The organism is Caulobacter sp. SSI4214, from assembly GCF_012184455.1.
Taxonomy (GTDB): Bacteria; Pseudomonadota; Alphaproteobacteria; order Caulobacterales; family Caulobacteraceae; genus Caulobacter; species Caulobacter vibrioides_E.
On sequence record NZ_SZWJ01000051.1, the window covers coordinates 1 to 23,808 of the forward strand.

19 protein-coding genes are annotated in these 23,808 nt (G+C 67.7%); 14 read left to right on the plus strand and 5 right to left on the minus strand.

The annotated features are described in order from the left end of the window. The 4 genes from FCU40_RS14860 to FCU40_RS14875 form a co-directional block, all read left to right on the plus strand. Positions 1-1,134: metallopeptidase TldD-related protein (locus tag FCU40_RS14860; RefSeq protein WP_168075920.1), on the plus strand; the 1,134-nt coding region annotated here is incomplete at its 5' end. A 31-nt stretch (positions 1,135-1,165) separates the two neighbouring features. Then, complete coding sequence (locus FCU40_RS14865) at positions 1,166-1,513, plus strand: thioredoxin family protein (protein ID WP_004619848.1); 348 nt, start codon at positions 1,166-1,168, stop codon at positions 1,511-1,513. Next, complete coding sequence (locus FCU40_RS14870) at positions 1,510-2,121, plus strand: hypothetical protein (RefSeq protein ID WP_168075922.1); 612 nt, start codon at positions 1,510-1,512, stop codon at positions 2,119-2,121. The genes FCU40_RS14865 and FCU40_RS14870 overlap by 4 nt, the downstream gene beginning before the upstream one ends. A gap of 138 nt (positions 2,122-2,259) precedes the next feature. Further along, positions 2,260-4,287, plus strand: coding sequence for a M3 family metallopeptidase (locus FCU40_RS14875; protein WP_168075923.1), 2,028 nt, complete (start codon positions 2,260-2,262; stop codon positions 4,285-4,287). A gap of 27 nt (positions 4,288-4,314) precedes the next feature. Here the strand turns inward: FCU40_RS14875 and FCU40_RS14880 are convergent, their stop codons facing one another. Beyond that, entirely contained in the window at positions 4,315-5,589 is a 1,275-nt protein-coding gene (locus tag FCU40_RS14880) for a DUF5690 family protein (RefSeq protein WP_168075925.1), read from the minus strand. A gap of 137 nt (positions 5,590-5,726) precedes the next feature. Further along, a complete protein-coding gene (locus tag FCU40_RS14885; protein ID WP_168075927.1) occupies positions 5,727-6,269 on the minus strand; it encodes an HD domain-containing protein in 543 nt (180 codons plus the stop codon). A gap of 291 nt (positions 6,270-6,560) precedes the next feature. Here FCU40_RS14885 and FCU40_RS14890 point away from each other — a divergent pair, with 291 nt between their 5' ends. After that, positions 6,561-8,882 (plus strand): TonB-dependent receptor, encoded by a 2,322-nt coding sequence (locus FCU40_RS14890; RefSeq protein ID WP_168075929.1) that lies wholly within the window; start codon positions 6,561-6,563, stop codon positions 8,880-8,882. A 73-nt stretch (positions 8,883-8,955) separates the two neighbouring features. Then, on the plus strand, positions 8,956-10,089 hold the full coding sequence (locus FCU40_RS14895; protein WP_168075931.1) for an SGNH/GDSL hydrolase family protein: 1,134 nt from the start codon (positions 8,956-8,958) through the stop codon (positions 10,087-10,089). On the opposite strand, the gene FCU40_RS14900 is transcribed toward FCU40_RS14895, so the two are convergent. Beyond that, positions 10,078-11,043 (minus strand): LysR substrate-binding domain-containing protein, encoded by a 966-nt coding sequence (locus FCU40_RS14900; RefSeq protein ID WP_004619862.1) that lies wholly within the window; start codon positions 11,041-11,043, stop codon positions 10,078-10,080. The genes FCU40_RS14895 and FCU40_RS14900 overlap by 12 nt on opposite strands. Before the next feature lie 187 nt (positions 11,044-11,230). On the opposite strand from FCU40_RS14900, the gene FCU40_RS14905 reads away from it, so the two are divergent. The 6 genes from FCU40_RS14905 (at position 11,231) to FCU40_RS14930 (ending at position 18,061) form a co-directional block, all read left to right on the plus strand. After that, positions 11,231-12,580, plus strand: coding sequence for an ectonucleotide pyrophosphatase/phosphodiesterase (locus FCU40_RS14905; protein WP_168075933.1), 1,350 nt, complete (start codon positions 11,231-11,233; stop codon positions 12,578-12,580). A 202-nt stretch (positions 12,581-12,782) separates the two neighbouring features. Further along, complete coding sequence (locus FCU40_RS14910) at positions 12,783-13,937, plus strand: glycoside hydrolase family 68 protein (protein ID WP_168075935.1); 1,155 nt, start codon at positions 12,783-12,785, stop codon at positions 13,935-13,937. 316 nt (positions 13,938-14,253) lie between these two features. Beyond that, on the plus strand, positions 14,254-15,240 hold the full coding sequence (locus tag FCU40_RS14915) for a substrate-binding domain-containing protein (protein WP_241693624.1): 987 nt from the start codon (positions 14,254-14,256) through the stop codon (positions 15,238-15,240). A gap of 237 nt (positions 15,241-15,477) precedes the next feature. Beyond that, positions 15,478-15,636: a hypothetical protein gene (locus FCU40_RS14920; RefSeq protein ID WP_004619870.1), complete on the plus strand. Its 159-nt coding sequence runs from the start codon at positions 15,478-15,480 to the stop codon at positions 15,634-15,636. Between the two features lie 17 nt (positions 15,637-15,653). After that, a complete protein-coding gene (locus tag FCU40_RS14925; protein WP_168075939.1) occupies positions 15,654-16,652 on the plus strand; it encodes an alpha/beta hydrolase in 999 nt (332 codons plus the stop codon). A gap of 80 nt (positions 16,653-16,732) precedes the next feature. Next, positions 16,733-18,061 (plus strand): MFS transporter, encoded by a 1,329-nt coding sequence (locus FCU40_RS14930; protein WP_168075941.1) that lies wholly within the window; start codon positions 16,733-16,735, stop codon positions 18,059-18,061. 30 nt (positions 18,062-18,091) lie between these two features. Here the strand turns inward: FCU40_RS14930 and FCU40_RS14935 are convergent, their stop codons facing one another. Further along, the gene (locus FCU40_RS14935; protein ID WP_168075943.1) at positions 18,092-19,018 is read right to left on the minus strand and encodes an alpha/beta hydrolase-fold protein; all 927 of its coding nucleotides are present in this window, start codon (positions 19,016-19,018) and stop codon (positions 18,092-18,094) included. Positions 19,019-19,043: 25 nt separating this feature from the next. After that, positions 19,044-20,153: an alpha/beta hydrolase fold domain-containing protein gene (locus tag FCU40_RS14940; RefSeq protein ID WP_168075945.1), complete on the minus strand. Its 1,110-nt coding sequence runs from the start codon at positions 20,151-20,153 to the stop codon at positions 19,044-19,046. 191 nt (positions 20,154-20,344) lie between these two features. On the opposite strand from FCU40_RS14940, the gene FCU40_RS14945 reads away from it, so the two are divergent. Further along, complete coding sequence (locus tag FCU40_RS14945) at positions 20,345-21,388, plus strand: alpha/beta hydrolase (protein ID WP_168075947.1); 1,044 nt, start codon at positions 20,345-20,347, stop codon at positions 21,386-21,388. A gap of 107 nt (positions 21,389-21,495) precedes the next feature. Next, entirely contained in the window at positions 21,496-23,667 is a 2,172-nt protein-coding gene (locus FCU40_RS14950; RefSeq protein WP_168075949.1) for a TonB-dependent receptor, read from the plus strand. Positions 23,668-23,808: the final 141 nt, after the last annotated feature.

Sequence of the window (23,808 nt, forward strand, 5' to 3'; positions counted from 1 at the left end):
GGCCAGGGCGGTCAGGTGAGCGTGTCGCCGGCGGCGCCGACGGGCGGCCACCAGCTTTATCCGGCCATCGACCTGGACGCGGCCGGCGACGCCGCGACCTGGATCGCGATCCTCGATACGGTCGACCGGCGGGCTCGCGCCGCCGACCCGCGCATCGTCCGCGTCAACGCCTTCCTGAGGATCGTCGATCAGGCCATCCTGGTCGCCGATCTCGACGGCCGCGTCGCCGCCGACATGCGACCGACCGCCCAGCTGTTCGTCGATGTCGTCGCCGAGTCCGGCGGGCGCCGGGCCCGGGGCCAGGCCGGACTGGGCGGGCGCCATGGGGCGGCGGATCTGTCCGAGGACCGGCTGGCGGCGATGATCGCCAAGGCGGTCGGCATGGCGATCATCAATCTCGACGCCCGCCCCGCGCCGACGGGAACCATGCCGATCGTGCTGGGACCGGGCTATCCCGGCGTGCTGTTTCACGAGGCGGTCGGCCACGGGCTGGAAGGCGACCATCATCGCAAGAAGCTCTCGGCGTTCGACGGCAAGCTGGGCCAGCGGATCGCCGCGTCCGGCGTCACGGTCGTCGACGACGGCGCCGTGCCGGGCAGCATCGGCTCGCTGGGCGTCGATGACGAGGGCGCGCCGGGCCAGCGCACGACGCTGATCGAGGACGGCGTGCTGACGGGCCTGCTGCAGGACCGCTTGAACGCCGGCCTGATGAACATGCGGCCCACGGGCAATGGTCGCCGCCAATCCTACGCCCACCTGCCGATGCCTCGGATGACCAACACCTTCCTGGTGGGAGGGCGCGACGATCCGGTCGACATCGTCGCCTCGGTCAAGGACGGCCTCTACGCGACCGCCTTCGGCGGCGGGCAGGTCGACATCGTCACCGGTCGCTTCAACTTTTCGACCACCCAGGCCTGGATGATCGAGAACGGCCGCCTGACCGCGCCCGTGGACGGCGCCACGCTGATCGGCGTGGGCCACGAGGCGCTGAAGCACATCTCGATGGTCGGCGACGATCCGCGCCTCGACGAAGGCGTCGCCAGTTGCAGCAAGCAGGGCCAGCACCTCGATGTCGCCGTCGGCCAACCCACCATCCGCATCGACCAGATGATGGTCGGCGGCGCCGCTTCCTGATCCAGTCCAACGCGTAACGAAAGACAGAGCCATGGCTGAGAATATCACCGTAATCTCGGGGGAAAGCCTCGATCCGCTCGACGCCGTCACGGGCGAGCGCGCGCAGATGCTGGTGTTCAGCGCCACCTGGTGCGGGCCGTGCAAGGCCATGGCGCCGGCCGTCGAGGACATCGCTCGCGCCTATGCCGACAGTGTGGCGGTGGCCAAGATCGACATCGAGGCCTCGCCGGCTCTGGCCCAGCAATTCGAGGTGCGCGGCGTGCCGACGCTGATCGTGCGCCGCGGCGGTCAACAGGTCGCCCGTCACGTCGGCGGCCAGAGCCGCACCCGCCTGGCGATGATGCTGGACGAAGCCGTCGAGGGCGGCGCGTCCGCATGACGGAAGCTTCTCTCACGCCGGCCATGCGGACGTTGCGCGGGCAGCTGGGCGTCCCGCCGGTCGATCCCGCCTGGGCCCACGTCGCCGAGGACACCCGGCTGCTGGGCTGGATGCTAAACGCATCTCGTCCTTGGCCCGAGGCGGCGGCTCCGGTCCTGGAAGGCCTTCTCGAAGCGCACCGCGACGGCGTCGAGGATCCGGCGTCGTGGCGGCGATCGCGCCGCGAGGCGGTGGCGTTGTCGGACAACGACGACCGCCTGCTGGTCCTGCTGGGAAAGGTGGCCGAAGCCGCCGCTTGGCCCTTGGCGGACGCCGGCGCCGGCCTGACCGAGGTGCTGGCCGCCCTGTGCCACCTGCGGGCCTGGCGCGCCGCGCTGGCGACGGGATGGACTCAGGCCGACGACGCCGAGGCGATCAGCATCCTGACCCTGATCGGCGCCGGCGAGGGCGTCGACGCCGCGCCGGCGCGCGAACAGATCCCTGGCCTGTTCGCCGAGGCCCACCCCGCGCTCGAGAAACGCTTCGTGGCGCAGCTGCGGGCGTCCAACGCGGCTTTCTCGGCCTGTCGCGCCGAGGTCGCCGCCTGGATCGCCGGGGCTGGCTGCTGAGATGGCTTGGAGCCGTTTAGCTGTTTTAAATGCTCCATAAATCAGGAATTTAGAGCCTTTCTGAACGCTTTGGATGGTTCATCCGGCGAAAAGGCTCGCGGACTCGGCGGTTTCCGCGCGCCGGTGAAGGAATTTGTCATGACGACCGAAGCGCTCCGTGATCCGACCCGGCCGCCGCCGTTCGACACCTTGACCCCCGACCTGATCCTGCCGGCGCTGGACCGCGCGATCGCCGAGCAGGACGCGGTGGTCGCCCGGCTGGCCGCCGAGCGACCCACGACGTTCGAGGCGGCCTGGATGCCGCTCGAGCGCGCCGCGCTGGGGCTCGACGCCGTGTGGCTGACGGTGTCGCACCTGCATCGCGTCGCCGACACGCCAGCCTTGCGGGAAGCCTATGCCGAAGGGACCAAGCGACTGGTCGAGGCCGGAACGCGCCTTCGTCAGAACCGCGATGTCCACGACGTGCTGGTCGCTCTGTCGGCGACGCCCGCCTTCGCCGCGCGTCCGGACGCCGACCGGGTGGCCGTGGAGCGCGCGATCCGGGACTTCAAGCTGTCCGGCGTCGCGCTCGAACCGGCCGCGCGCGCCCGCTTCGCCGAGATCTCGGTCGAGCTGTCGCGGCTGTCGAACGACTTCGCCAGCGCGGTGCTCGACGCGACCGACGCCTGGTCCGAGCATGTCACCGACCCGGCGCTTCTGGCGGGCGTGTCGCGAGCCGATCTCGCCATGTTCGCCGACGCGGCCAAGGCCAAGGGCCTGGAGGGTTGGCTGGTTACGCTGCAGGCGCCCAGCGTCGGCGCGATCATGACCTTCGCCGAGAACCGCGACTTGCGGGCGCGCGTCTATCGCGCCTTCGGCACGCGCGCCTCGGACCAAGGGCCGCAGGCGGGGCTGTTCGACAATAGCGAGCGCATCAGGCGCATCCTGACGCTTCGGCGCGAGCTGGCCGCCCTTCTCGGCTACGGCGACCCCGTCGCCTGGTCGCTCGCCACCAAGATGGCGGAAAACGCCGAGCAGGTGCTGGGCTTCCTGCGGGACCTGGCCGCGCGCGCCCGTCCGATCGCCGAACGGGAGCTCGCCGATCTGAAAGCCTTCGCCGCGTCCGAGCTCGGCCTCGACGACCTCCAGCCGTGGGACATCGGCTTCGTCGCCGAGCGTCTTCGCGCCGCGCGCTACGCGGTCGATGAAGAGACCGTGCGGGCCCATTTCCCGGTCGAGCGGGTGCTCGCGGGCTGGCGCGCCTTGCTGGAGCGGCTTTTCGGGTTGCGTCTTCAAGCCCGGGATGATGTCGCGCTCTGGCATCGCGACGCGCGCTATTTCGACGTCGCCGACGAGACGGGCGAAGTGTTCGCCGGCCTCTATGTCGACTTGCACGCTCGCCCGGGCAAGCGGGGCGGCGCGTGGATGTCCGAAGCGCGACCCAGGCTTCGCGAAGGCGACACGACCAGCCCGCCGGTCGCCTATCTGGCCTGCAACTTCGCGCCGCGCGGGGAGGCGGCGCCGTCGCTGCTCTCGCACGCCGACGTCATCACCCTGCTGCACGAGACCGGGCATAGCCTGCACCACCTGTTCACGCGGGTCGAGCGGCCCAGCATCGCCGGCGTCAACGGCTTCGAATGGGACGCCGTCGAGCTGCCGAGCCAGCTGATGGAGGACTTCGCCTGGAATCCGACCGTGCTGGTCAGCATGTCGGGGCACTACCAGACCGACGAACCGCTTTCGGCCGAGATATTCGAAAAGCTGCTGGCGGCGCGGCGCTTCCAGTCGGGCATGGCGGTGCTGCGCCAGGTCGAATTCGCGCTGTTCGATCTGGAGGTTCACCTCGCCGAGGCGGGCGTGGATCCCATGGCGACGATCGAGGCGGTGCGCGACGCGGTGTCGGTCGTCCGTCCGCCCGCGTGGCATCGTTTCCCCCACGCCTTCACGCACATCTTCGCCGGCGGCTACGCGTCGGGCTATTACAGCTATCTGTGGGCCGAGGTCCTGGCGGCGGACGGCTTCCAGCGCTTCGTCGAGGCGGGCGTGATCGACCGCGCCACGGGCGAGGCCTTCCGCGAGGCGGTGCTGTCGCGCGGCGCCAGCCGGACGGCGGCCGAGAGCTTTCGCGCGTTCAGGGGGCGCGACGCGACGATCGACGCGCTGCTGATACGCCGAGGCCTTGCCTGAACAACGGCCTGAACTAAAGGCGACCCGTCAGACGAGGGCGGCGCCCGGGTCCCGGAAGCGGCTGTAAGAGATCAGAAGGCCGAACGCGCCGATCAGCAGGCCCGCATAGACCAGGGCGATGAAGAATGGCGGCCCGCTCATGTCCCGCCAGGCGAACGCCTTGGCCAGCAGGATGAGGACGCTGCCCAGATAGGCCCAGGTGTCGAACAGATTCACGAGATAGCCGGTGTTTCCCCCCGAGCGCAGGGCGGCGACCAGCCGGTCGGCGAGAATGGAGGTGCAGGGCACGTAGCCGAGATAGATCCCCGCGCCCAGGCTGACCATCCAGCCGATCGGACCGATCACCTTGAGCTGGAACAGGACCGTGGCGATCAGGGCCAGCGCGACGCCGCCCAGCATGGCCAGGTGGACGCGCCGAACGGCCAGGCGGTTGTCCTTGACCCGGGCCAGCACCGCGACCGTCGCCAGCACCAGAAGGGCGGCCGGAGCCTCCGACAGCGCCAGCACCTCGGGGGTCTTGGCGTAGCCCAAGGCGCGCCAGATCTCGACGGCGAAATTGTCCCGGAAATCGCGAACGGCTCCCAGCATCGTGAAGGCGCCGCCCAGCAGGAACAGTTCCAGCCGATGCCGGTGGAAAAAGGCCTGGCGATCGGCTTTGCGCATGGGCGCGCGCAGGGTCCTTTCCGCCTGGTCCTGGCCATCGGGCGCTGGGGTCTGGGCCAGCAGAAGGATCGCGCCGGCGATGATCGGCAGGAAGAGCGCGCCGGCCAGGGCGGGCATCCAGGCCTCGGAGACCCCGCCCTTGACCAGCAGCCAGAGCCCGACGCTCTTCACCACGCCGGAGGATAGGATGAAGCTGGTGCACAGGCCCGCGCCCAGGATCTCGCTGGTGCGCCGCCCTTCGAGATAGCGCAGGACCAGTCCCCAGATCATGCCCAGGGGCAGGCCGTTCAGGAACATGGCCACCGGCTTGAAGGGCGTCGGCAGCACGGCGAACAGGACCAGGGAAAGCTCGCTCAGGCCGATCAGCCCCAGGATCAGCCACCCGCGGCCGCGATCGCCGGCCTCGGCGACGACCTTGATGCCCAGGGCCTTGGAGAGGGTGTAGCCCAACACCTGGCTCAGGATCAGGGTGGCCTTGAAGTCCAGGGCGAAGGGCCAGCCGACGACATGGTCGTAGGTCGCGGCGGTGAACGGCTTGCGAAACGCGTACATGCAGAAATAGGTCACGAACGCGAATGACAGGGCCCAGGGGGCGACCAGGCCGGGACGCCGTCGCAGAAGGTTTCTCAGGCCGTCCATCGTTTTCCCCGCGCGCCGTCGGAAACTAGAGCGTGATAGCCGAAAGTGTGAGCGGTTTCGGCGGTTATCACGCTCTAAATGTTTGATTTAGAGCCTTATTTTTCCGCTCGAATGATTCCATTCGAGCGGATAAGGCTCTAGGCCGCCCGGGCGCAGGCGCGCAGGGCGTCGCGCCAGGTCTCCAGGCCCGGCACGACCTTGCCGAGCACCTTGGCGGCGTCATCGGCCTCGCGAAGCAGCAGGGCGTCGTCGCGATGAGGGTCTTCGGCGAAGCGGGCGACTTCCTCGGCGGTCATGTCGCCGCCCTGGGCCTCGAAGCTGCGCACGCTGGTGGGCGACAGGCATTGGCGATAGCCCGGCTGGGTCGTGACCATGTACCGCTTGGCGGCGACATGCAGGGCGACGAGGGCGTTGACCCGATCGTTCATCAGGCCGCGCAGCGCGTCGGCGCCGAACTCGGCGTGGTCGCGAATGTGGCATAGGCCATGCGCCACATCGTGCAGCAGGCCGGCGACCTGCAGCTCGACATCGTCGGGCTTCATCGCCTTCAGCACGGCGGCGCACTGCAGGCCGTGGTCCAGTTCGCTCAGCTCGGGCGCCTCGCAGGGGCGGTTCGCCATCTCCTCCAGATAGGCGTCGAGCGCCTCGAGCGTGGTGAAATGGGGCTTGGTCTCCGTCATCGGACGCTCCTGGCTTCGGGCTGGTGACGCCCTCTATCAATCATGTTTATGGATATCAATACAGGTATTATTACATAAGTCGATGATTGGGCGTTCCTGAACGCGCGCGGCCAGGCGGCCGCGCGTCGCTGTCGCGGCGAATATAGGCGGTATCGGGACGGTTTTCGGGTGAAGCGCGCGTCCGGGCGCTGCGCCATCACATTAGCTTCATCAATTTTGATGTATATCATAATCAACAATATCGATCCAAAAGGCGACGCCGCGCGCGTCAGGCAAACCCTGGGGGCTTCCATGAACAGGTTCGGACCATCGCTCTTCGTCATCGCGGCCGCGCTCGCCGCGACCGCCAGCCCGGCGCGCGCCGAGGCGCCGGAGACCTCTCCGGCGGCGACGACCGCTTCGCAAGGCGTCGAGGAAATCGTCGTCACCGCCCAGCGGCGCGAGGAGAAGCTGCAGACCGTCCCGGTCTCGATCCTGGCGTTCACCACCAAGCGGATCGAGCAGCTGAACGCGGTCAGTCTCGACAATCTCGAGCGCGCCGCGCCGGGCGTCACCTTCGCCGTCAACCGGGCCAAGACCGTGGGCCAGATCGGCATGCGCGGCGTGGTCGACTACGCCAGCACGCCTGGCTACGACGCGCGCGTGGGCGCCTATCTGGACGGCGTCTATATCAAGCGGTCCTACGCCGATAACCAGACCTTGCTGGGCATGGAGCGGGTGGAATTCCTCCGGGGCCCCCAGGGCACGACGTTCGGCATGAACACCGACGCCGGGGCGATCAGCTTCACCACCCGCAAGCCCGACCTGAACGCCCTGGGCGGCGAGGCGGTCGCGGAGGCCGGAAGCTTCGGCCACCGCCGGTTCGGCGCGCGCGCGAACCTGCCGCTGATCAAGGACAAGCTGGCCCTGGCCGTCACGCTGACCAGCGAGACCTCGGACGGCTTCATCGACAACATCTATCTCAACCGCGCCTATGGCGGGGTCGATCGCAAGTCCGCGCGCGCCCAGCTGCGCTATCGGCCGAACGACAATATCGATATCAATCTGCAGTATTCGGGCCTGTGGGACGACAACAAGTCGATCTGGACCATCGGCGTCTGGTCGCCGGCCCAATGGGCCAGCTTCCAGAAGCTCTATCCGAAGTTCAGCGGTCTGCCGCTGCCGGGCGCCCTGCAGATCGCCGACGGCAGCGACCAGGGCGAGACGGGGCGGTCGCAATTCTTCATCGGCACGGTCGACTGGCGTCTGGGCGACGGGCTCAAGCTGACCTCGATCAGCGCCTATCAGTCCGAGCGCTTCCAGCAGATTTCCGACGCCACCGACCTGCCGGCCTCGGGCCGGGTCTACGACCTCAACCAGACTTCGCGCCAATTCAGCCAGGAACTGCGCCTGGCCAGCGACTCGGCCCAGCCGCTCAGCTTCATCGCCGGCCTGTACTTCCAGGACGGCAAGAACGGCGCGAACACCCGCTATTACCTGGGTTCGGAATTCGCGGCCCTGACCTTCTGGAGCCGCGGCGTCGCCGAGGCCGTCATCCCCGCCGCCGTGTCGGTTTCGCCGCTGCGGCTTTACAACAACACCGTGATCCGCGCGCCCGCGACGGTGTCGGACCAGTCCTACGCGGCCTACGGCTCGCTGCTCTACCGGCCCGCGTCCAATGTCGAGATCGAGACGGGCGGGCGCTATTCGGTGATCCGCAAGACGCTGGAGCATTTCTCGGAAAACGATCCTCTGCGCGCCGATCCGACCAACGCGGCCAACCTGGCCTACGCCGCCTTCGGCCAGTTCCCCGACCAGACCGACAAGCAGACCTTCACGGCGTTCACGCCCAAGGTCTCGATCAGCTATCACCCCACCCGCGACACGACGCTGTTCGCCAGCGCGTCCAAGGGGTTCAAGGCGGGCGGCTGGAACACCGGCGTCGTCACCCAGGCGGTGTTCGACGCGGGGCTGCGGCTGGGCGACGAATCCTCGGTCAATTACGAGATCGGGCTCAAGTCCGAATGGTTCGACCGCCGCCTGCGGTTCAACGTGACTGGCTTCCTGGAGGACTTCACCGGCTTCCAGGTGTCGCAGTGGACCCCCACCGTGACCGGATCGTCGGTCGCGCGCCTGGCCAACGCCGGCAAGGCCCGCTCGAAGGGCGTCGAGGCCGAGCTGGAGGCGATCCCGCTGCAGGGCCTGAGCCTGACCGCCAACTTCACCTATAACCGCGCTCGGTTCACCGAATTCGCGAACTGCAACGGCCTCAACACCAGCTGCACCGGCAACCGGCTGCCCTACGCGCCGGATTACAAGCTGTATCTGGCCGCGACCTATGAGCGGCCGATCACGGGGACGCTGAACGCCTTTGTCGGCGGCGGCTATTCCATGGAGACCTCGTCCTATTCCAACGTGGTCAATGTCGCGCGGGAATATATCCCTCGTCACAGCTCCATCGAGGCCAAGATCGGCGTGGCGGCCATGGACGAGCGCTGGTCGCTGACGGTGTTCGGCGCCAACCTCGCCGACCATCTGAACCAGGTCTATTCGCAGAGCGGCGCCTATGGCGACCAGATCCGGTTCTTCCGCGAACCGCGATCCTATGGCGCGACCTTCAAGCTGCGCTATTGATCGAAGGCCCGGTCACGGCCCGACGCCGTGATCGGACGCCTTTGTCATAGCCCGCTTCCGGAGCCTTGAGACCGTGCGGAACCTGGATCCGACAGACGATCTCGTTCGCGGCGTCGTGAGCCGCGCGCGAACCTCGGAGGGCCTTCGGCTATCGCGGCTGCCGGCCGCCGCCGAGGGCCGGGATCCCGATCCTCAGTTGGTGCTGACGGCGAGCATGGCGGCCGGGATGCGAGTGCGGGTCGACAGCGACACCCGCGCGCTGGAGCTGGAGGTCGAGGCGGCGGGCCTGCGCTATGTCGGGGGCGAGCGCCGGCGGGTCGCCTTCGACCTCTTCGTCGACGATCGCCTGTTCGAGCGCCGCGTCGTGTCCGAAGGGCCGACGCTGCTGGTCGATTTCGGATCCTCGCCGCCGGGGGTGACCCAGGAGGCGGGACCGACGACCCGCCTTCGCTTCGAGGGCTTGCCGCCGGGGCCGAAGCGGCTGGAACTGTGGCTGCCCCAAAACGCCGCGATCACCCTGAAGGCCCTGCGGATCGACGCCGAGGCGACGGCCTCGCCGCCATCTCCCGGCCGGCGATCCTGGCTGCACTACGGCAGCTCGATCAGCCACGGCAAGGAGGCCGACGGCCCCAGCGACTGCTGGCCCGCCATCGTGGCGCGCGCGTTGGACCTGGATCTCACCTCGCTGGGCTACAGCGGCAACTGCCTGCTGGAGGGCTTCGTCGCCCAGGCCCTGGCGCGAAGCGACGCCGACATCCTGACGCTGGAAATCGGCGTCAACGTGGTCAGCAGCGACGCCATGCGCGAGCGCGCCTTCATTCCGGCGGTCCACACCTTTCTCGACATCATTCGCGACGCGCGCCCGGATGTTCCGATCCTGGTGATCTCGCCGCTCTACGCGGGCGTTCTCGAAAACCATCCCGGACCGGCGCGACGCGGCGCGCGGGGGATCGAGGCGGTGTCCCGTCCCGCCGGCTTGGCCGAGGGCGCGCTGACCGGGGCCTCGACCCGACACGTGCTCGAAGGTCTGGTCGAGCGGCGCCGGGCCGGGGGCGATCGGCGGCTGCATTATCGCGACGGCCGCGCGCTGCTCGGCCAAGCGGACGCCGGCCTGCTGGTCGACGGCCTTCATCCATCCGACATCGGACAAAAGCTGATCGGGCGTCGCGCCACGCCGATCGTCGATCGCCTGCTGTCAGGCGACTGAAGCGGCGGGGCGGTCGGCGCGGGCGCCTTGCGCGGCGGGCAAAAGTGACGGCGAGCCAGGCTGCTTGCGCTCGGTCAGGTCGACGAAGGCGCGCACGGCGGGCAGGTCGCTCAGCGTTTCCGGATAGATCAGATAGGTGCCCGCGACGATCCGCGGCTCGATCGGGATGAAGCTGACCCGGGAGTCGAAATTGGCCTCGGAGTTGAAGACGATCCCCGCGCCGACGCCGGCCGCGACCGCCTCGCGAACGCTTTCGCGGCCATGAAGGGTCAGGCGGATGTCGGGCGTCAGGTTCTTTTCGGCGCAGGCGCTCTCGAAGATCCGTCGCGTGATCGATCCTTGCTCCCGCATGACCAGGGGCAGGGCGGCCACGGTGTCGAGGTCGATCGCCGAGCGGCCCGCCAGCGCGTCGCCGGCCGGCAGCCAGGCGCACAGGTGGATGGCCTCGATCAGGCGGCAGTTGAAGTCGGTCACCGCCTGGGGCAGGCCGGCGACCGCGATGTCGATGCGGTTCTGCTCCAGCAGGCCCAGCAGATCGTCCGAATTGCCGGCGATGGTGTGGACGTCGACGCCCGGATGAGCGCGCATGAAGGCGCCGATCAGCGACATGGCGCAGCGGGGCGCGCTGATGCCGATCCGGATCTGTCCCAGCTCCAGCTGCTTGAACTGGTCGAGGCTGGCCTCCAGCTCGTTCACGCGGCTCAAGATGATCCGCACGCGCGTATAGACGTCCCGGCCGATCGAGGTCAGCTCGGGCTTGGGGCGGCGGTGGAACAGCGTCGCGCCCAGCATGTCCTCCACGGCGGCGATCTGGAACGAGACCGTCGGCTGGGCGATCTCCAGCAGCTTGGCGGCGTTGGAAAAGCTGCCGGTCTCGGCGACGGTCACGAAGGTCCGCAGCACCTGCAGGCTCAGCGCCCCCAAGCCGCGCTTGCCGTCTTTCTTCTGTTCCATCCAAAACTCCGATACGCGCCCAGGTCCGCGGACCGCCCGAGCCGGGGGTTTCCATCGACGCGCGAGGCGCGATCATGCCGGGCGGCGCGTCCCGCGCCAACCCTCATTCCAATCAACATATATAATCATACCTGTGACATATATTATGTTCATATATTGGGGGAGCTTCAAAACGAGGGGGAGTCCGATGCGTTCGCTGATGCGGTTCGCGGCCATGGTCGCCGCGCTGACGATGGTGTCCAACGCCATGGCCAAGGGCCATTCGCTGGTGGTGATCTCGATCGACGGGATGCGCCCCAGCGAGATCACCGATCCGAACGCCGGCGATCCGGACCTGCCCTATCTTCGCGGGTTTCTGAGCGGAGGCAGCTACGCGGACTCGGTTCGCAACGAAACCCCGACCCTGACCCTGCCCAACCATGTCTCGCTGGTCACCGGGGTCGCGCCCGAACAGCATGGCGTGGTCGACAACATCGTGTTCGATCCGATCCATCCGGGCGCCAACCAATTCTATTGGTACGCGCAGGACATCCGGACCCCGACGCTGTGGACCCAGGTCCGGCAAGCCGGCGGCAAGGTCGCCAGCGTCAACTGGCCCGTCACGGTCGGGGCCGACATCGACTACAATATCCCCCTCTATTGGCGCGATCAGACCCCGGAGGACGTCAAGCTGATCCGGGCCATGTCGACGCCCGGTCTGGTCGACGAGTTGGAGAAGAAGACCGGCTTCAAGCTCGCCCAGGCGATCATGCACATGCCGGACTCCGATCGCGTGGCGGGCCGCTTCGCCGCCGAGATCCTGAAGTCGCGGCGTCCCCGACTTCTGTTGATCAACTTCTCGGCCTTCGACATGGCCCAGCACCTGTTCGGTCCGGGCAGCCCGCAGGCCAAGGCGGCCCTGCGCAATGTCGACCAGGTCGTCCGCGACTTGGCCGAGGCGGCCAAGGCGGCCGATCCCGACGCCGTGGTGGCGGTGGTGTCCGACCACGGCTTCGCGCCGCTGCACGACGACGTGAACCTGCTGAAGGCCTTCGCCGACGCGGGTCTGGCGCGGTTCAGCGCCGACAAGAGCCAGGTCGAGTCCTGGGACGCCCTGCCATGGGGCGGCGCGACGGCCGCGGTGTATCTGGCCCGGCCGGAGGATCCCGACCTGCGCGGCCGGGTTCGCGCGTTCCTCTCCACGCTGAAGGCGGACGCGTCGTTCCATATCCGCCAGGTGGACGACCTCACCGAGACGCCGGCCTACGCGGCGGGCCACGCGCCCGCGTTCCGCGTCGGCTTCGAGATCGGTTTCGAGATGGGCCGCGACGCCAATGCGCCGCCGGTGTCGCCGAGCCGCTATCGGGGGATGCACGGCTATCCCGCCAGCTATCCGGAAATGCGCTCGTCGTTCTTCATCCAGGGCGCCGATATTCCCAAGGGGCGCGATCTCGGGGTCATCCGCATGGAGAGCATCGCCCCGACCCTGGCCGCCGTGATGGGCTTGCCGAGCACGGGTGAGAACCTCCTCAAGTCGGAGCGCGCGCCCGCCCGGTAAGGCGGGCGCGCCCGGCTCGGCGCTAGCCTTTCTTTGCGTGTGGATCGAGGCCGTGCTTCGCGAATGGCGCTGGCCCGGGCGACCTTCGACCAAGCCTCGGGATGCCGCGAACGCGGTGTTGGCAATCGTTTGCCTTTGCGGTCGCTTTCTTTTACACCGGCCAGGCTGGAGCCCGCCATCATCCAGCCGACCGGGAGAGCGCATGTCCAGTGTCATTCCTTTAGCGATCAGCGCCGAACGGGCCGTTCCAGATCGCTGGACAGCCGCCGACGTGGCGCGGATCGACCCTCTGGCCATGAGCGCGGCGCCGTTGATTGGCGAGCGCGAAATCGTTCGCGTGAGCGCCGAATTGGACATCTGGGACGCCTGGCCGCTCCAGATCCAGACGGGCGCGCCGATGGTGTTCGAGGACGGCGCGACGCTCTGGATGGCTCTGGCCGCGCCTCGCTTCGAGGATCCCGACGATCGGCACGGACACGCCCGAATTCATCTGTTTCGGCGCGACGCGGCGGGTTGGTCGCCCCTCGGCCCGGCGATGCCGGAAGGATTCTCGCCGGGGAGCCGGGAATGGTCGGGCTCGGCCGTCGTGGACGCGGACGGGCGGGCCCTGACCCTCTATTTCACGGCGACGGGCCGGCGCGGCGAGACGGCCCCGACGTTCGAGCAGCGGCTTTTCAGCGCCCGCGCCAGCCTCGAGACGTCCGGTGATCGGCCCAGGCTGTTCGACTGGAGGGACTTGCGCGAGGTCGTCGAGCGCGACGCGGCCCATTACATGGCTAGCGATGGCGGCGTGGGGGTCATCGGGACCATCAAGGCGTTCCGCGATCCCGCCTATTTCCATGACCCCCGCGATGGCGGCCATTACCTTTTCTTCGCCGGCTCGGCGGCGGGCGGGGCGGCTTTCAACGGTGTGATCGGCGCGGCCCTCTCCTCCTCGGGCAGGGCCGACGACTGGCGTCTGGCTCCGCCGCTGATCGATGCGACGGACGTCAACAACGAGCTCGAACGGCCTCATGTCGTCATGGCGGGGGGGCTCTATTACATGTTCTGGTCGACCCAGACCCACGTGTTCGCGCCGACTCTGCGCCATGCCCCGACGGGCCTTTATGGCATGGTGTCCGAACATCCGATGCAAGGCTGGCGGCCTCTGAACGGGACGGGGCTGGTCTTCGCCAATCCGCCCGCCGCCCCGCGTCAGGCCTATAGCTGGTTGGTGCTGCCGGACCTGTCGGTGATCAGCTTTATCGACGACTGGGGGCGTGGCCGCGAGGCGACCGGCGCGCGTCGCTTCGGAGCCACTTTCGCGCCCGCGCTGCGGCTGCGATTGGCTGGTGATCAGGCTGAACTGGACGTCTAGCGCCGGCCCGGTGCGTGGCGACCGGGCCCAGTTAGGGGCAATCGATTGCTAGGGCGATCTCGACGCTGTCCCGAAAAGGCTTTCGTCATTGTTCCGGCGCCGGCCAGCCGGAGGGGCGCCTCGACACCGCCCGCCCTCCAACAGATGTTGGAATCGACCTAGATCGACACTCCGAAGTTCTGGGGCGCTGGTCTTGACGAAGAGACCGCCTTGCCGTCCGCTGAACCACCCAACGTGTTTCATTGAGGTTGCCTTGCCCCCGAAGACTAGGCCCGGCTCGAAGACGGCCGGCGCTAGACCTCAGAATATCCAGGAGTTGGCCCGGATCGCTGGCGTATCGACCGCGACCGTGTCTCGCGCCCTGACGGGCGCCGGCCACCTGTCGGCGGCGACGCGCGAGCGTATTCAAAAGCTGGCCGCCGAGCTGCAGTTCAAGCCCAGCACGACGGCGCGCAATCTGCGGATCGGGCGGACCGGGGCGATCGGCGTGGTGGTGCCTCTCGGTCACGAGCGAACCCAGCATCTGTCCGACCCCTTCTTCATGACCCTGATCAGCCATGTGGCCGATCGGCTGGCCGACCAGGGCTACGACGCCCTGCTCAGCCGCGTCGTGCCCAGCGACGGCGACTGGCTGGACCGTATCGCCCAATCTGGCCGGGTCGACGGCATCATCGTCATTGGACAGTCCGATCAGGCGCGGGTGCTGGACCAGACCGCCAAGACCTACAGGCCGATGGTCGTCTGGGGCTCTCAGATCGCCGGTCACGCCTATCACACCGTCGGCAGCGACAACCGTCTGGGGGGGCGGATGGCGACGGAACATCTGATCGCCCAGGGGTGCCGTAAGCTGGCCTTCTTCGGCGACCCCAACGCCCCCGAGGTCGAGGAGCGGCTACGGGGGTTCCGCGACGCGATCGAGGCCGCGGAGGGCGTGGCCGGGGCGCTGTTGCCCGTCCACTTCGTGCCGCAGATGGCTCTGACGACCATCTCGGACTATCTGGGGATCGCCGATGGCGTCGACGGCATTTTCGCCGCGTCGGACACCATCGCCATGATGACGATCCAGGCCCTGGCCGATCGCGGTCGCGCCGTGCCCGCCGACGTCAAGGTCGTCGGCTTCGACGACCTGGACGTCGCGCGTCATACCCTGCCGCCTCTGACGTCCGTCCGGCAGGATCTGGACAAGGGGGCCAAGGCCCTGGTCGATACGCTGCTGGCGCTTCTGCGCGACGAGGACGCGCCGTCGGTGCTTCTGACGCCGACGCTCGCCCCGCGGGCTTCGACGGGCGCGGGCGAACGTTAGGATCGATCGCTCAATCTGGCGCGCCGTCTTGGTCTTGCGCGGCGAGATGACGGGATTGGTTGACGGGCAATCGATTGCCGTACACTGTGCCGGGGTCGCCGAAAGCTACGCCTAGAGCGCGTTATCCGCTTCGAATGGTTCCATTTGACGCGCGAGGCTCTAGGGCCCAGGCGCAACGCCCGCCGTCCACGAGCGGGAGATGATACGCGGCGCCGCGGCGTTGGGGAGAAAAAGGCGATGCAAGATCTTACGGCGGCCACCGTCGATGGGATGGAGAGCGGGCAGGGCGTCAACGTCGCCGTCCCAGGCTTCGTCTCGGCTTTCCTTCTCAAGAGCCGCCTGGCGATCCGCCGCCGCGCTGGCTGGACATGCGCCGACAAAGGGCTCCTGACTTGAAGAGCGCGAGCGACTCCATGAGCGCCAAGCACGGCCACTTCGCGTTGTCGCGACGCCTCCTCCTGGGCGCGGGTCTGGCCGTGGCGGGCGGCGGCCAGGCCCTGGCCGATCGCGAACCGTTGAAGCCGCCGCCGGCGCTGGGACCGCTGCCCGCGAGTTGGGCGCGCGCCGAGGCGATCGCCCTCTGGCCGGGCGCGGCGCCGAACGGTCCCTTCAAGGCCCAGCCCGTTCCCGCCGACTTTCCGCCGGGCTTCTTTCGCAACGTCGCCCAGCCGTCGCTGCACGTATTCCGGCCCGCCAAGAGCAACGGCAAGGCGGTGCTGATCGCGCCGGGCGGGGCCTATAGTTTCGTCGTCGGCACTCATGAGGGCGCCGCGGTCGCCGAGGCCCTCGCCGCGCGGGGCTATACCGCCTTTGTGCTGATCTATCGTCTGCCTGGGGAAGGCTGGAGCGACTTCTGGAACGTTCCCCTGCAGGACGCGCAGCGCGCCTTGCGGCTTGTTCGCGCCAACGCCAAGCGGTTCGGCTTCGATCCTGCCCAGGTCGCCGCGCTCGGCTTTTCGGCCGGCGGGCACTTGATCGCCTCGCTGGCCACGGAACACGCCGAGACCCTGTACGCCCCGCGCGACGCGGCCGACGCGCTCAGCGCGCGACCCGCCGCGGTCGGTCTGATCTATCCGGTGATCACCTTGGCGCTGCCCTACGCCAATCCGCAGACGCGCCTTTCGCTGCTGGGACCCGCGCCCACCGAGGATCTGGTCGCGCGCCGCTCGCCCCAGCGCCATGTCTCGGCCGAGACGCCGCCGTGTTTCCTGACGCACGCCTTGGACGACACGGCCGTCCCTCCGGAAAATAGTATGATGATGCTCGAGGCCCTGCGTAAGGCCGGCGTCCGCGCGGAGGCGCATTTCCTGGAGGAGGGCGGACACGGATTTGGCCTGGGCTCGCCCAACGCGCCCGACGGCCGGTGGCTGGACCTGTTCGACTTGTGGCTCCAGCGCGCCGTCGCCGGCTGAAGCCCGTCCGCCGCCCAGGCCGTGGACCCCACATCAAGACGATCGAGACGCCTTTGAACGCGTCCACGGAGGAAAGACGCATGGAAGACGCGCTGAAGCCCAGACTGCCCTGGCTTCGCATCGTGGAGATGAACCTTGGCTTTCTGGGCCTGCAGTTCAGCTTTGGTCTGCAGCAGTCCAACATGGCGCCGATCTATTCCTATCTCGGAGCCCACGAGGCCGCCATTCCGCTTCTGCAACTGGCCGGTCCGGTGACGGGCCTGCTGGTCCAGCCCATCATCGGCGCGATGAGCGACCGCACCGTCACGCGTTGGGGGCGGCGGACGCCCTATTTCGTGTTCGGGGCGGTGCTGTGCGCCGTCGGGCTGTTCTTCATGCCGCTGTCCCCGACCATTCTGGCGGCCGTCAGCCTGCTGTGGATCCTGGACGCGGGCAACAACATCACCATGGAGCCCTACCGGGCCTATGTCAGCGACCGGCTGTCCACGGAGCAGAGGCGTTTTGGCTTTCTTTCGCAGAGCGCCTTCACGGGCCTGGGCCAGATGCTGGCCTATCTGGCGCCGAGTTTCATGGTCAACATGCTGGGCTTCGACATCAACGCGGTGGACGCCCACCGCATCCCGGTGATCACCCGCGTGGCGTTCACGGTGGGCGCGGTTCTGTCGCTGACGACGATCCTGTGGTCGATCTTCCGCGTGCCCGAGCTGCCGCTGAGCGATGCGCAGAAGGACCGGCTCAAGGCCTTGCCCCTGACCGCGACCGCGACGCTGCGCGAGATCTGGGACGCGATCGTCACCATGCCGGTGACGATGCGCAAGCTGGCGCTGATGAGCCTGTTTCAGTGGTACGCCATGTTCGGCTACTGGAACTACGTCATCTACTCGATCAGCCGGTCGGTCTATGGCGAGGCCAATCCACTGTCGGAGAGTTTCCGCAGGGCCGTCCTGGATAACGGCCAGGTCGGCGGCTTCTACAACGGCGTGGCCTTCGTCGCGGCCTTCGCCATGGCCCCGCTGACCCGGCGGTTCGGGGCCGCGGCCATGCACGCCTTTTGTCTGTTGGCGGCCGGCCTGGGCATGTTCGCCATACCCCATGTCACTCAGAAGGTCTGGCTGTTCGCGCCGGCCATCGGGGTCGGGCTGGGCTGGGCCAGCATCATGGGCAATCCCTATATCATCCTGTCGGAGAGCATCCCGCCCGAACGCACCGGCGTCTATATGGGCATTTTCAACATGATGATCGTGACGCCGATGCTGTTGAACGCGGTCACCATGCCCCTCTATTTCGACAGCCTGCTGGCCGGCGATCCGCGTCGCGTGCTGATGCTGTGCGGGGCGCTGATGGGCGCGGCGGCGATTTGCGTGCTCTGGGCGGGGCGGTCGGCCGGCGCGCGGCCGGCGGCGGCTTAGAGCCCTTTTTATCCGATCTGATTGGATCAATCAGATCGGAAAGGGCGCCAGCAGGAAGGCAAGCGCTTCGTCGAGGCGCTCGCGCCACGCCCCTTCATCGTGGCCGACGCCGCCGTAGACGCGAACGCGAAGATCCTTGTCCTCGACGTAGCCCAACGCGCTGAGCGCGCCGACCAAGGCGGCGTGCGATGGCGGATAGAAGCGATCGATGCTCAGCGCGCTTCTGTCCAACCAAAGGCGATGCGACCCCGCGCGCGGCATATGGCGTCGGGCGAACACGCCCACGGCGCGCGCGACGTCCTCCGCGAAGCCCGCAGGCAGGGGCTCGGTCTCGGTCACGGGCAACAGGCTGAAATGGGCCGACAGCATGGCCGCGCCCGCGAAAGTCTCGGGATATCGCGCCAGCAGCTCCGCCGCCGCCACGGCCCCCATCGAAGACCCCGCGAGGAAAGCGCCCGCCTGTCCCGGCGAGGTGGCGAAGGCCTCTTCGATCAGAGGTTTGATCTCTTCGACCAGCATCCGGGCGTAGGCCGCTGATTTCGGCGCGCCAGGCCAGGCGTCGAGGATCGCCTGACGCGCTGGCGCGGCGAGTTGCTCCAGGATCAGCGCGGGGGCGTACTCGGCGAAGCGCTCGTGCGTGCAGGCGACGCCCACGACCATGATCGGCGCGATTCGCCCCGCGTCGATCAGTCGTGACAGGCAGGCGTCCGCCTCCCAGGCCACGCCGAACGGCACCAGCCGAGCGTCGAACAGGTTCTGGCCGTCCTGCATGTAAAGCACCGGCAAGGGCGCGTCGTCGTCCACCCCATCGGGCCTCCAGACATAGAGGTCACGGGCCGCGAGATCGCGGGATACGAAGCCGCGCGAAACGCGAAGTTGGCCGCGTCCGCTCGGCGAGGGGAGGTTGGTCCAGCCTTTGGGCGCGCGCTCCGGCGCCCCCGGCCTGGCTCTGGGCATTGACGCGCTCCTGATCCCTGGCGCGTCAGCGGCCCAGATGTTTGTCGAAGAACTTCAACATCACATCGTAGGCTTGGCGCGATTCCGGCACGTCGGCATTGTAGAAGAATCCGTGGAACAGGCCTTCCCAGACGTGGAGATCGGCCTCGACGCCCAACCGGACCAACTGGGTGTGGGTATAGACCGTCGAGCTCAGCTCGAAGCCTCGGGTGGCGGTGATCAGCAGGGTCGGGGGGAATTGGCGAAGAACCTCGTCCGAGGCGGTCGGCGACACCAGGGGATCCTTGACGCTCGCGCCGGCGAGATAGGGTAGGGCGGAACCCTCCGAGGCTGGGCGGGCGGGCGGCCAGGGCGCTGGCGGACGGGCGTCGCCCAGCGGGCCGGTGAAGAAGTCGGCGTCGCCGCCGAAGCCCGACGGCGACAAGGTCGCGCCCGCGCAGAAGATGCCGATCGCGCCGGGACGCGGCAGGCCGTGGGCCTGGAACCAGGCGACCGACATGCCGGTCAGCATGCCGCCCGCCGAGCAGCCATAGATGCCGATGTTCTTGGCGGGGTAGGTTTTCAGCAGCTCGCGATAGACCGAGGCCACGTCCTCGCTGGCGGCCGGGAAGTGATGCTCCGGCCCTTCTCGGTAGTCCACGGCGACAACGCGAATGCGTCCCAGGCTGGTCAGGGGCAGGGACTCAAGCTCGCCGCAACCCTGGAAGCAGCCCATGAAGCCGCCGCCATGCAGATTGATCAGCACGCGGGCGCGGTTCTCGGGCGATACGCCGCCCTTGGGCGTGTAGTCATAGACGTGCACGCCCCCAATCTTGGTGTCGACCCGGTCATGGGGAAACAGAACGCGCTGCCGGGCCAGATAGGATTCCATGAAGATCGGAACCCCGTCTTTTTGCGCCAGCAATTCGGGCTGCTGCATCTGGCGCAGGTGCTCGGCCATATAGGCCTTGGCCTCGGGCGACAGCAGGCTCGAGACCGGAACGCTCATGGCCGGCGCCTGGACGGTTCCGTCTGGATCGACCCGAACCGGCGAGGACTTACGATCCTGGGCCGCGGCGACGCTGGCCGCCAAGGCAAGCAGGGCGATCACCGTCGCCTTGACCGCACCGCGCCCGCGCGCGTTTCGGGTTTCCATCTCGTCTTCTCCCTACGGTCGGTCCGGGCCGTCGATCGGTGTTTCGTCTCGCGCCGCAGCCTCGGCTGGACCGAACTAAAAACGCCTCGGTAATCGATTGCAAGTTTCTTCTTCGCGGGGGTTGTAATCGATTGCCTTTTCGGGGATCACTTTAGGGAGGAGCCGAAGTGCTCCGAGTCGGGGAGGCTAATTTGGCCGTATCGAGACGCGATTTGCACGCGATGATGCTGGGCGCCGCGGTCGCCGCGGGCGCGACCCCGTCCTTGGCGGGCGTCAGCCCGAGCGGCGAGGATCTTCTGGCTAATGTCGATCCGGAGCTGCGGGACGCGGCCCGCGCGCTGCTGGCCAAGCCTCAACCGAACTGGACCGTGCGGCAGCTTCTGGCCTTGCGCGCTCATTTGCCCCCGCCGCCAAAGCCCCTGGCCAGTCCGGCCGTGGAGCGCCGCGTCGTTCCCGGCGCTCCAGGCGGGCCGGACGTGCCCGTCCAGATCATCGGCGCCGTCTCGAGCGCCAAGCCGCGACCGGCGTTGCTGCATATCCATGGCGGCGGGTTCATCCTGGGGCGTCCCGAGGATGCCACGCCCGTTTGTCAAACCATCGCCGCGGAGCTGGATTGCCTGGTGGTCAATGTGGACTACAGGCTCTCTCCCGAAACGCCTTTCCCCGGCCCGGTCGAGGATTGCTACGCTGCGCTAGCGTGGCTGCATCGTAACGCGGCGGCGCTGGGCGTTGATCGCGACCGCATCGCGGTGATGGGCGAAAGCGCCGGCGGAGGCTTGGCGGCGATGGTCGCCATCGCCGCGCGCGATCGCCGCGAAGTGAAGTTGCGCTATCAGGTCCTCATCTATCCCATGCTCGACGATCGCACCGGCAGCACGCGGCGGGTTCCGCCGTCCATTGGCCGCATCGGCTGGAACGAGGCTGGCAATCGCTTTGGCTGGTCGTGCTTTCTGGGCGCCCCCGCTGGCAAGGGCCAGCCGCCCCGCGGCGCCTCGCCGGCGCGCGTGGCCGACCTGAGCGGCCTGGCGCCGGCCTTTATCGGCGTCGGCGGCATCGATCTCTTTGTCGAGGAGGATCTCGAATACGCGCGACGCTTGGTGCTCGCGGGCGTGCCGACCCAGTTCCAGCTCACGCCCGGCGCCTATCACGGGTTCGATTTCGTGGCGCCGCAAGCCCGACCGTCCAAGGCGTTCACCGCCGCGTGGATGAGCGGGCTGCGCGCCGCGTTCGCCTGATGTGAGCGGAGACCGGCGCGCGAGAGAGGCTCATGCGGGGTGTCGCGAAGAGCGCGGCAATCGATTACATTCATATCGCTAGACAATAAAAATGGGGAGGTATCGTCGTGAGAAAGATTGAATTCAACACGCGGTCGCGTTCAGCGCTTTGGCGTGGGGTTAGCCTGGCGGCCCTAGCCGGCGCGTTCATCGCCGCCGCCGGCGGTCCGGCTCTGGCCCAGCAAGCCCAGGGCGACGCGGCGACGCCGGAAAAGCTCGACGAGGTGGTGGTCACCGCGCTCAAGGGGGGCTCTCAGGTCATCGCGCGGGCGCCCGTCGCGATCCAGGCCTTCTCCGAGAAGGTGCTCACCGAGCGCGGGGTGCGCGACGGCGCGGACCTGATCCAGATGATCCCGGGCGCGTCGCAAGCCCAGGAAATTGGCGCGGGCTACCGCATCTTCTCGTTCCGGGGCTCGGGCGCCGGCGGACCGGTCGGCGACGGCATGATCGGCTATTATCTGGACGATACCCCGTTTGGCGTTCCCAACAATCAGGCCGCGCCGCCGCTGCAGTATTTCGACATCGAACGGGTGGAAGTGCTGCGCGGGCCGCAAGGCACGCTGTACGGCTCGGGCTCGATGGGCGGCGCCATCATCTATCGCACCAAAAATCCCAGCCTTAGCCGGATGGGCTTCACGGCCGAAAGCGAACTGTCGGGGACGCGCGAGGCGGGCGATCCCAACTATCGCGTGGCCGGCGCGGTCTCGATCCCGATCATCGAGGACAAGCTGGGGCTGCGCGTCAGCGGCGGCTATGACAAGCGGGCCGGCTACAACGACATCTATCAGGGGGCTCCGGTGGGGACGCCCTACAAGACGGACGCCAACGGCGTCATCGCCAAGAATCTCCAGGCGGTGCTCTTGTGGAAACCCACCGACCTCACGACCGTGCGACTGCGCGCTTGGCGGTTCAGCACCGACCAAGACTATCTGAACGTCATGAATTCGGTGGATCCGCCCTACGCGGCCTATCAGGGCACGGTCAACGGCTATGATCGTCGGCGCGCGAACTACTACTCGGCGACCATCACCCATGCGTTCGATGGTCTGACGTTGACCAACGCCACCTCATACCAGAAGTCGCTGCCGGGCGGCTTTGGCGTGGCGCTGAACCTTGGCGCGCCGCTAGGGATCGGCACGCTGATCAATGGCGGCGACGCCAACAGCTTCGTGAACGAGTTCCGCCTCGCCACATCCGGCGATGGCCCGCTGCACTGGGTGGGCGGGGCCTTCTACCAGAAGGCGCGCGGCCTCTATACCTTCTCCCTGAACTTTCCCACGCTGAAGCTGGGGGGAAGCACGATCACCCGCACGGAAAATGCCTCGGTGTTCTCGGAAGTCAGCTACGACCTGATGGGCGGCAAGCTGGTGCCTCTGTTGGGGCTCCGCTACTTCAAGGATGATCGCTCCTCGGAGTCCGTGACCAACGGTCAGTTGATCACGAGCCATGCCAAGCCGGACGCCCTGACCTGGCGGGCGAACCTGGCCTACTATCCGTCCGACAAGTGGATGCTGTTCTTCAACGCTGGCACGGGCTTCCGGAGCGGCATCCTGCAGTCGCAGGCCCAAGCCAACGCGGTGATCGCGGACGGCGTGCCGACCGGCGTTTCGTTGACGCCCGACAAGCTGCGGAACATCGAGATCGGCGCCAAGGGCAAGCTGTTCGACGACAAGCTCCACCTCTCGGTCAGCGCCTACGACATCAAGTACACAAACCTGCAGAGCGCCTTCAATACGTCGATCGGCCTGTCCGCCTTCGCCAATCTCGGCGACGCCAAGACGCAAGGGATCGATATCGAGGCGTCGTGGGACACCCCGATCGAGGGCCTCAACCTGGCCGTGGTTGGCAACGTCAACACCTCGGAGTTCACCAACGTGATCCCCGCCTTCGCCGCCGCCAATCCGCGGAACAAGAGCGGCCAGGAGCTTTTCAACACGCCGCCGTACAACTGGCGCCTGGATGTGAATTATCAAAAGAGCATCGGGGCTTACGACGTGTTCGCCAACGCCTCGGCCACCGCCGTCGGCAAGGCGCGCAATAGTGATCCCACCGTCAACACGCTGAACCCCTACCAACTCTATCGCGCCAGCGTCGGGGTTCGGAAGGGCGCCTATACGGTCAAGCTCTTTGGCGAGAACCTGTCGGACGAGCGTGGGCCCACCGCCGCGAACGGCCCGACCCTGCTGGCCGGGCCGCGTCCGCGGACCATCGGCGTGAACCTGAGCTTGGACTTCAACTAGAGCGCGTCATGTTTAGGTGTGAGCCGATAAACTGGCTTTAGGCCCGAACGGATCAGCGCGGGCGCCGATGTCCGCGCTTGATCATTCTCCCAACTGAGGATGGGCGCGCTTGCCGTCGCGGGGATCGCGGCGGCGAAGCGG

What these genes read in the sequence shown, in the direction of transcription:
- FCU40_RS14885 (WP_168075927.1), bottom strand. Translation starts at nt 6,269, where the DNA reads ATGACGGAGACCAAGCCCCATTTCACCACGCTCGAGGCGCTCGACGCC.
- FCU40_RS14910 (WP_168075935.1), top strand. Translation starts at nt 12,783, where the DNA reads ATGTCCAGTGTCATTCCTTTAGCGATCAGCGCCGAACGGGCCGTTCCA.
- FCU40_RS14880 (WP_168075925.1), bottom strand. Translation starts at nt 5,589, where the DNA reads ATGGACGGCCTGAGAAACCTTCTGCGACGGCGTCCCGGCCTGGTCGCC.
- FCU40_RS14925 (WP_168075939.1), top strand. Translation starts at nt 15,654, where the DNA reads ATGAGCGCCAAGCACGGCCACTTCGCGTTGTCGCGACGCCTCCTCCTG.
- FCU40_RS14905 (WP_168075933.1), top strand. Translation starts at nt 11,231, where the DNA reads ATGCGTTCGCTGATGCGGTTCGCGGCCATGGTCGCCGCGCTGACGATG.
- FCU40_RS14865 (WP_004619848.1), top strand. Translation starts at nt 1,166, where the DNA reads ATGGCTGAGAATATCACCGTAATCTCGGGGGAAAGCCTCGATCCGCTC.
- FCU40_RS14875 (WP_168075923.1), top strand. Translation starts at nt 2,260, where the DNA reads ATGACGACCGAAGCGCTCCGTGATCCGACCCGGCCGCCGCCGTTCGAC.
- FCU40_RS14930 (WP_168075941.1), top strand. Translation starts at nt 16,733, where the DNA reads ATGGAAGACGCGCTGAAGCCCAGACTGCCCTGGCTTCGCATCGTGGAG.
- FCU40_RS14935 (WP_168075943.1), bottom strand. Translation starts at nt 19,018, where the DNA reads ATGCCCAGAGCCAGGCCGGGGGCGCCGGAGCGCGCGCCCAAAGGCTGG.
- FCU40_RS14890 (WP_168075929.1), top strand. Translation starts at nt 6,561, where the DNA reads ATGAACAGGTTCGGACCATCGCTCTTCGTCATCGCGGCCGCGCTCGCC.
- FCU40_RS14940 (WP_168075945.1), bottom strand. Translation starts at nt 20,153, where the DNA reads ATGGAAACCCGAAACGCGCGCGGGCGCGGTGCGGTCAAGGCGACGGTG.
- FCU40_RS14920 (WP_004619870.1), top strand. Translation starts at nt 15,478, where the DNA reads ATGCAAGATCTTACGGCGGCCACCGTCGATGGGATGGAGAGCGGGCAG.
- FCU40_RS14900 (WP_004619862.1), bottom strand. Translation starts at nt 11,043, where the DNA reads ATGGAACAGAAGAAAGACGGCAAGCGCGGCTTGGGGGCGCTGAGCCTG.
- FCU40_RS14870 (WP_168075922.1), top strand. Translation starts at nt 1,510, where the DNA reads ATGACGGAAGCTTCTCTCACGCCGGCCATGCGGACGTTGCGCGGGCAG.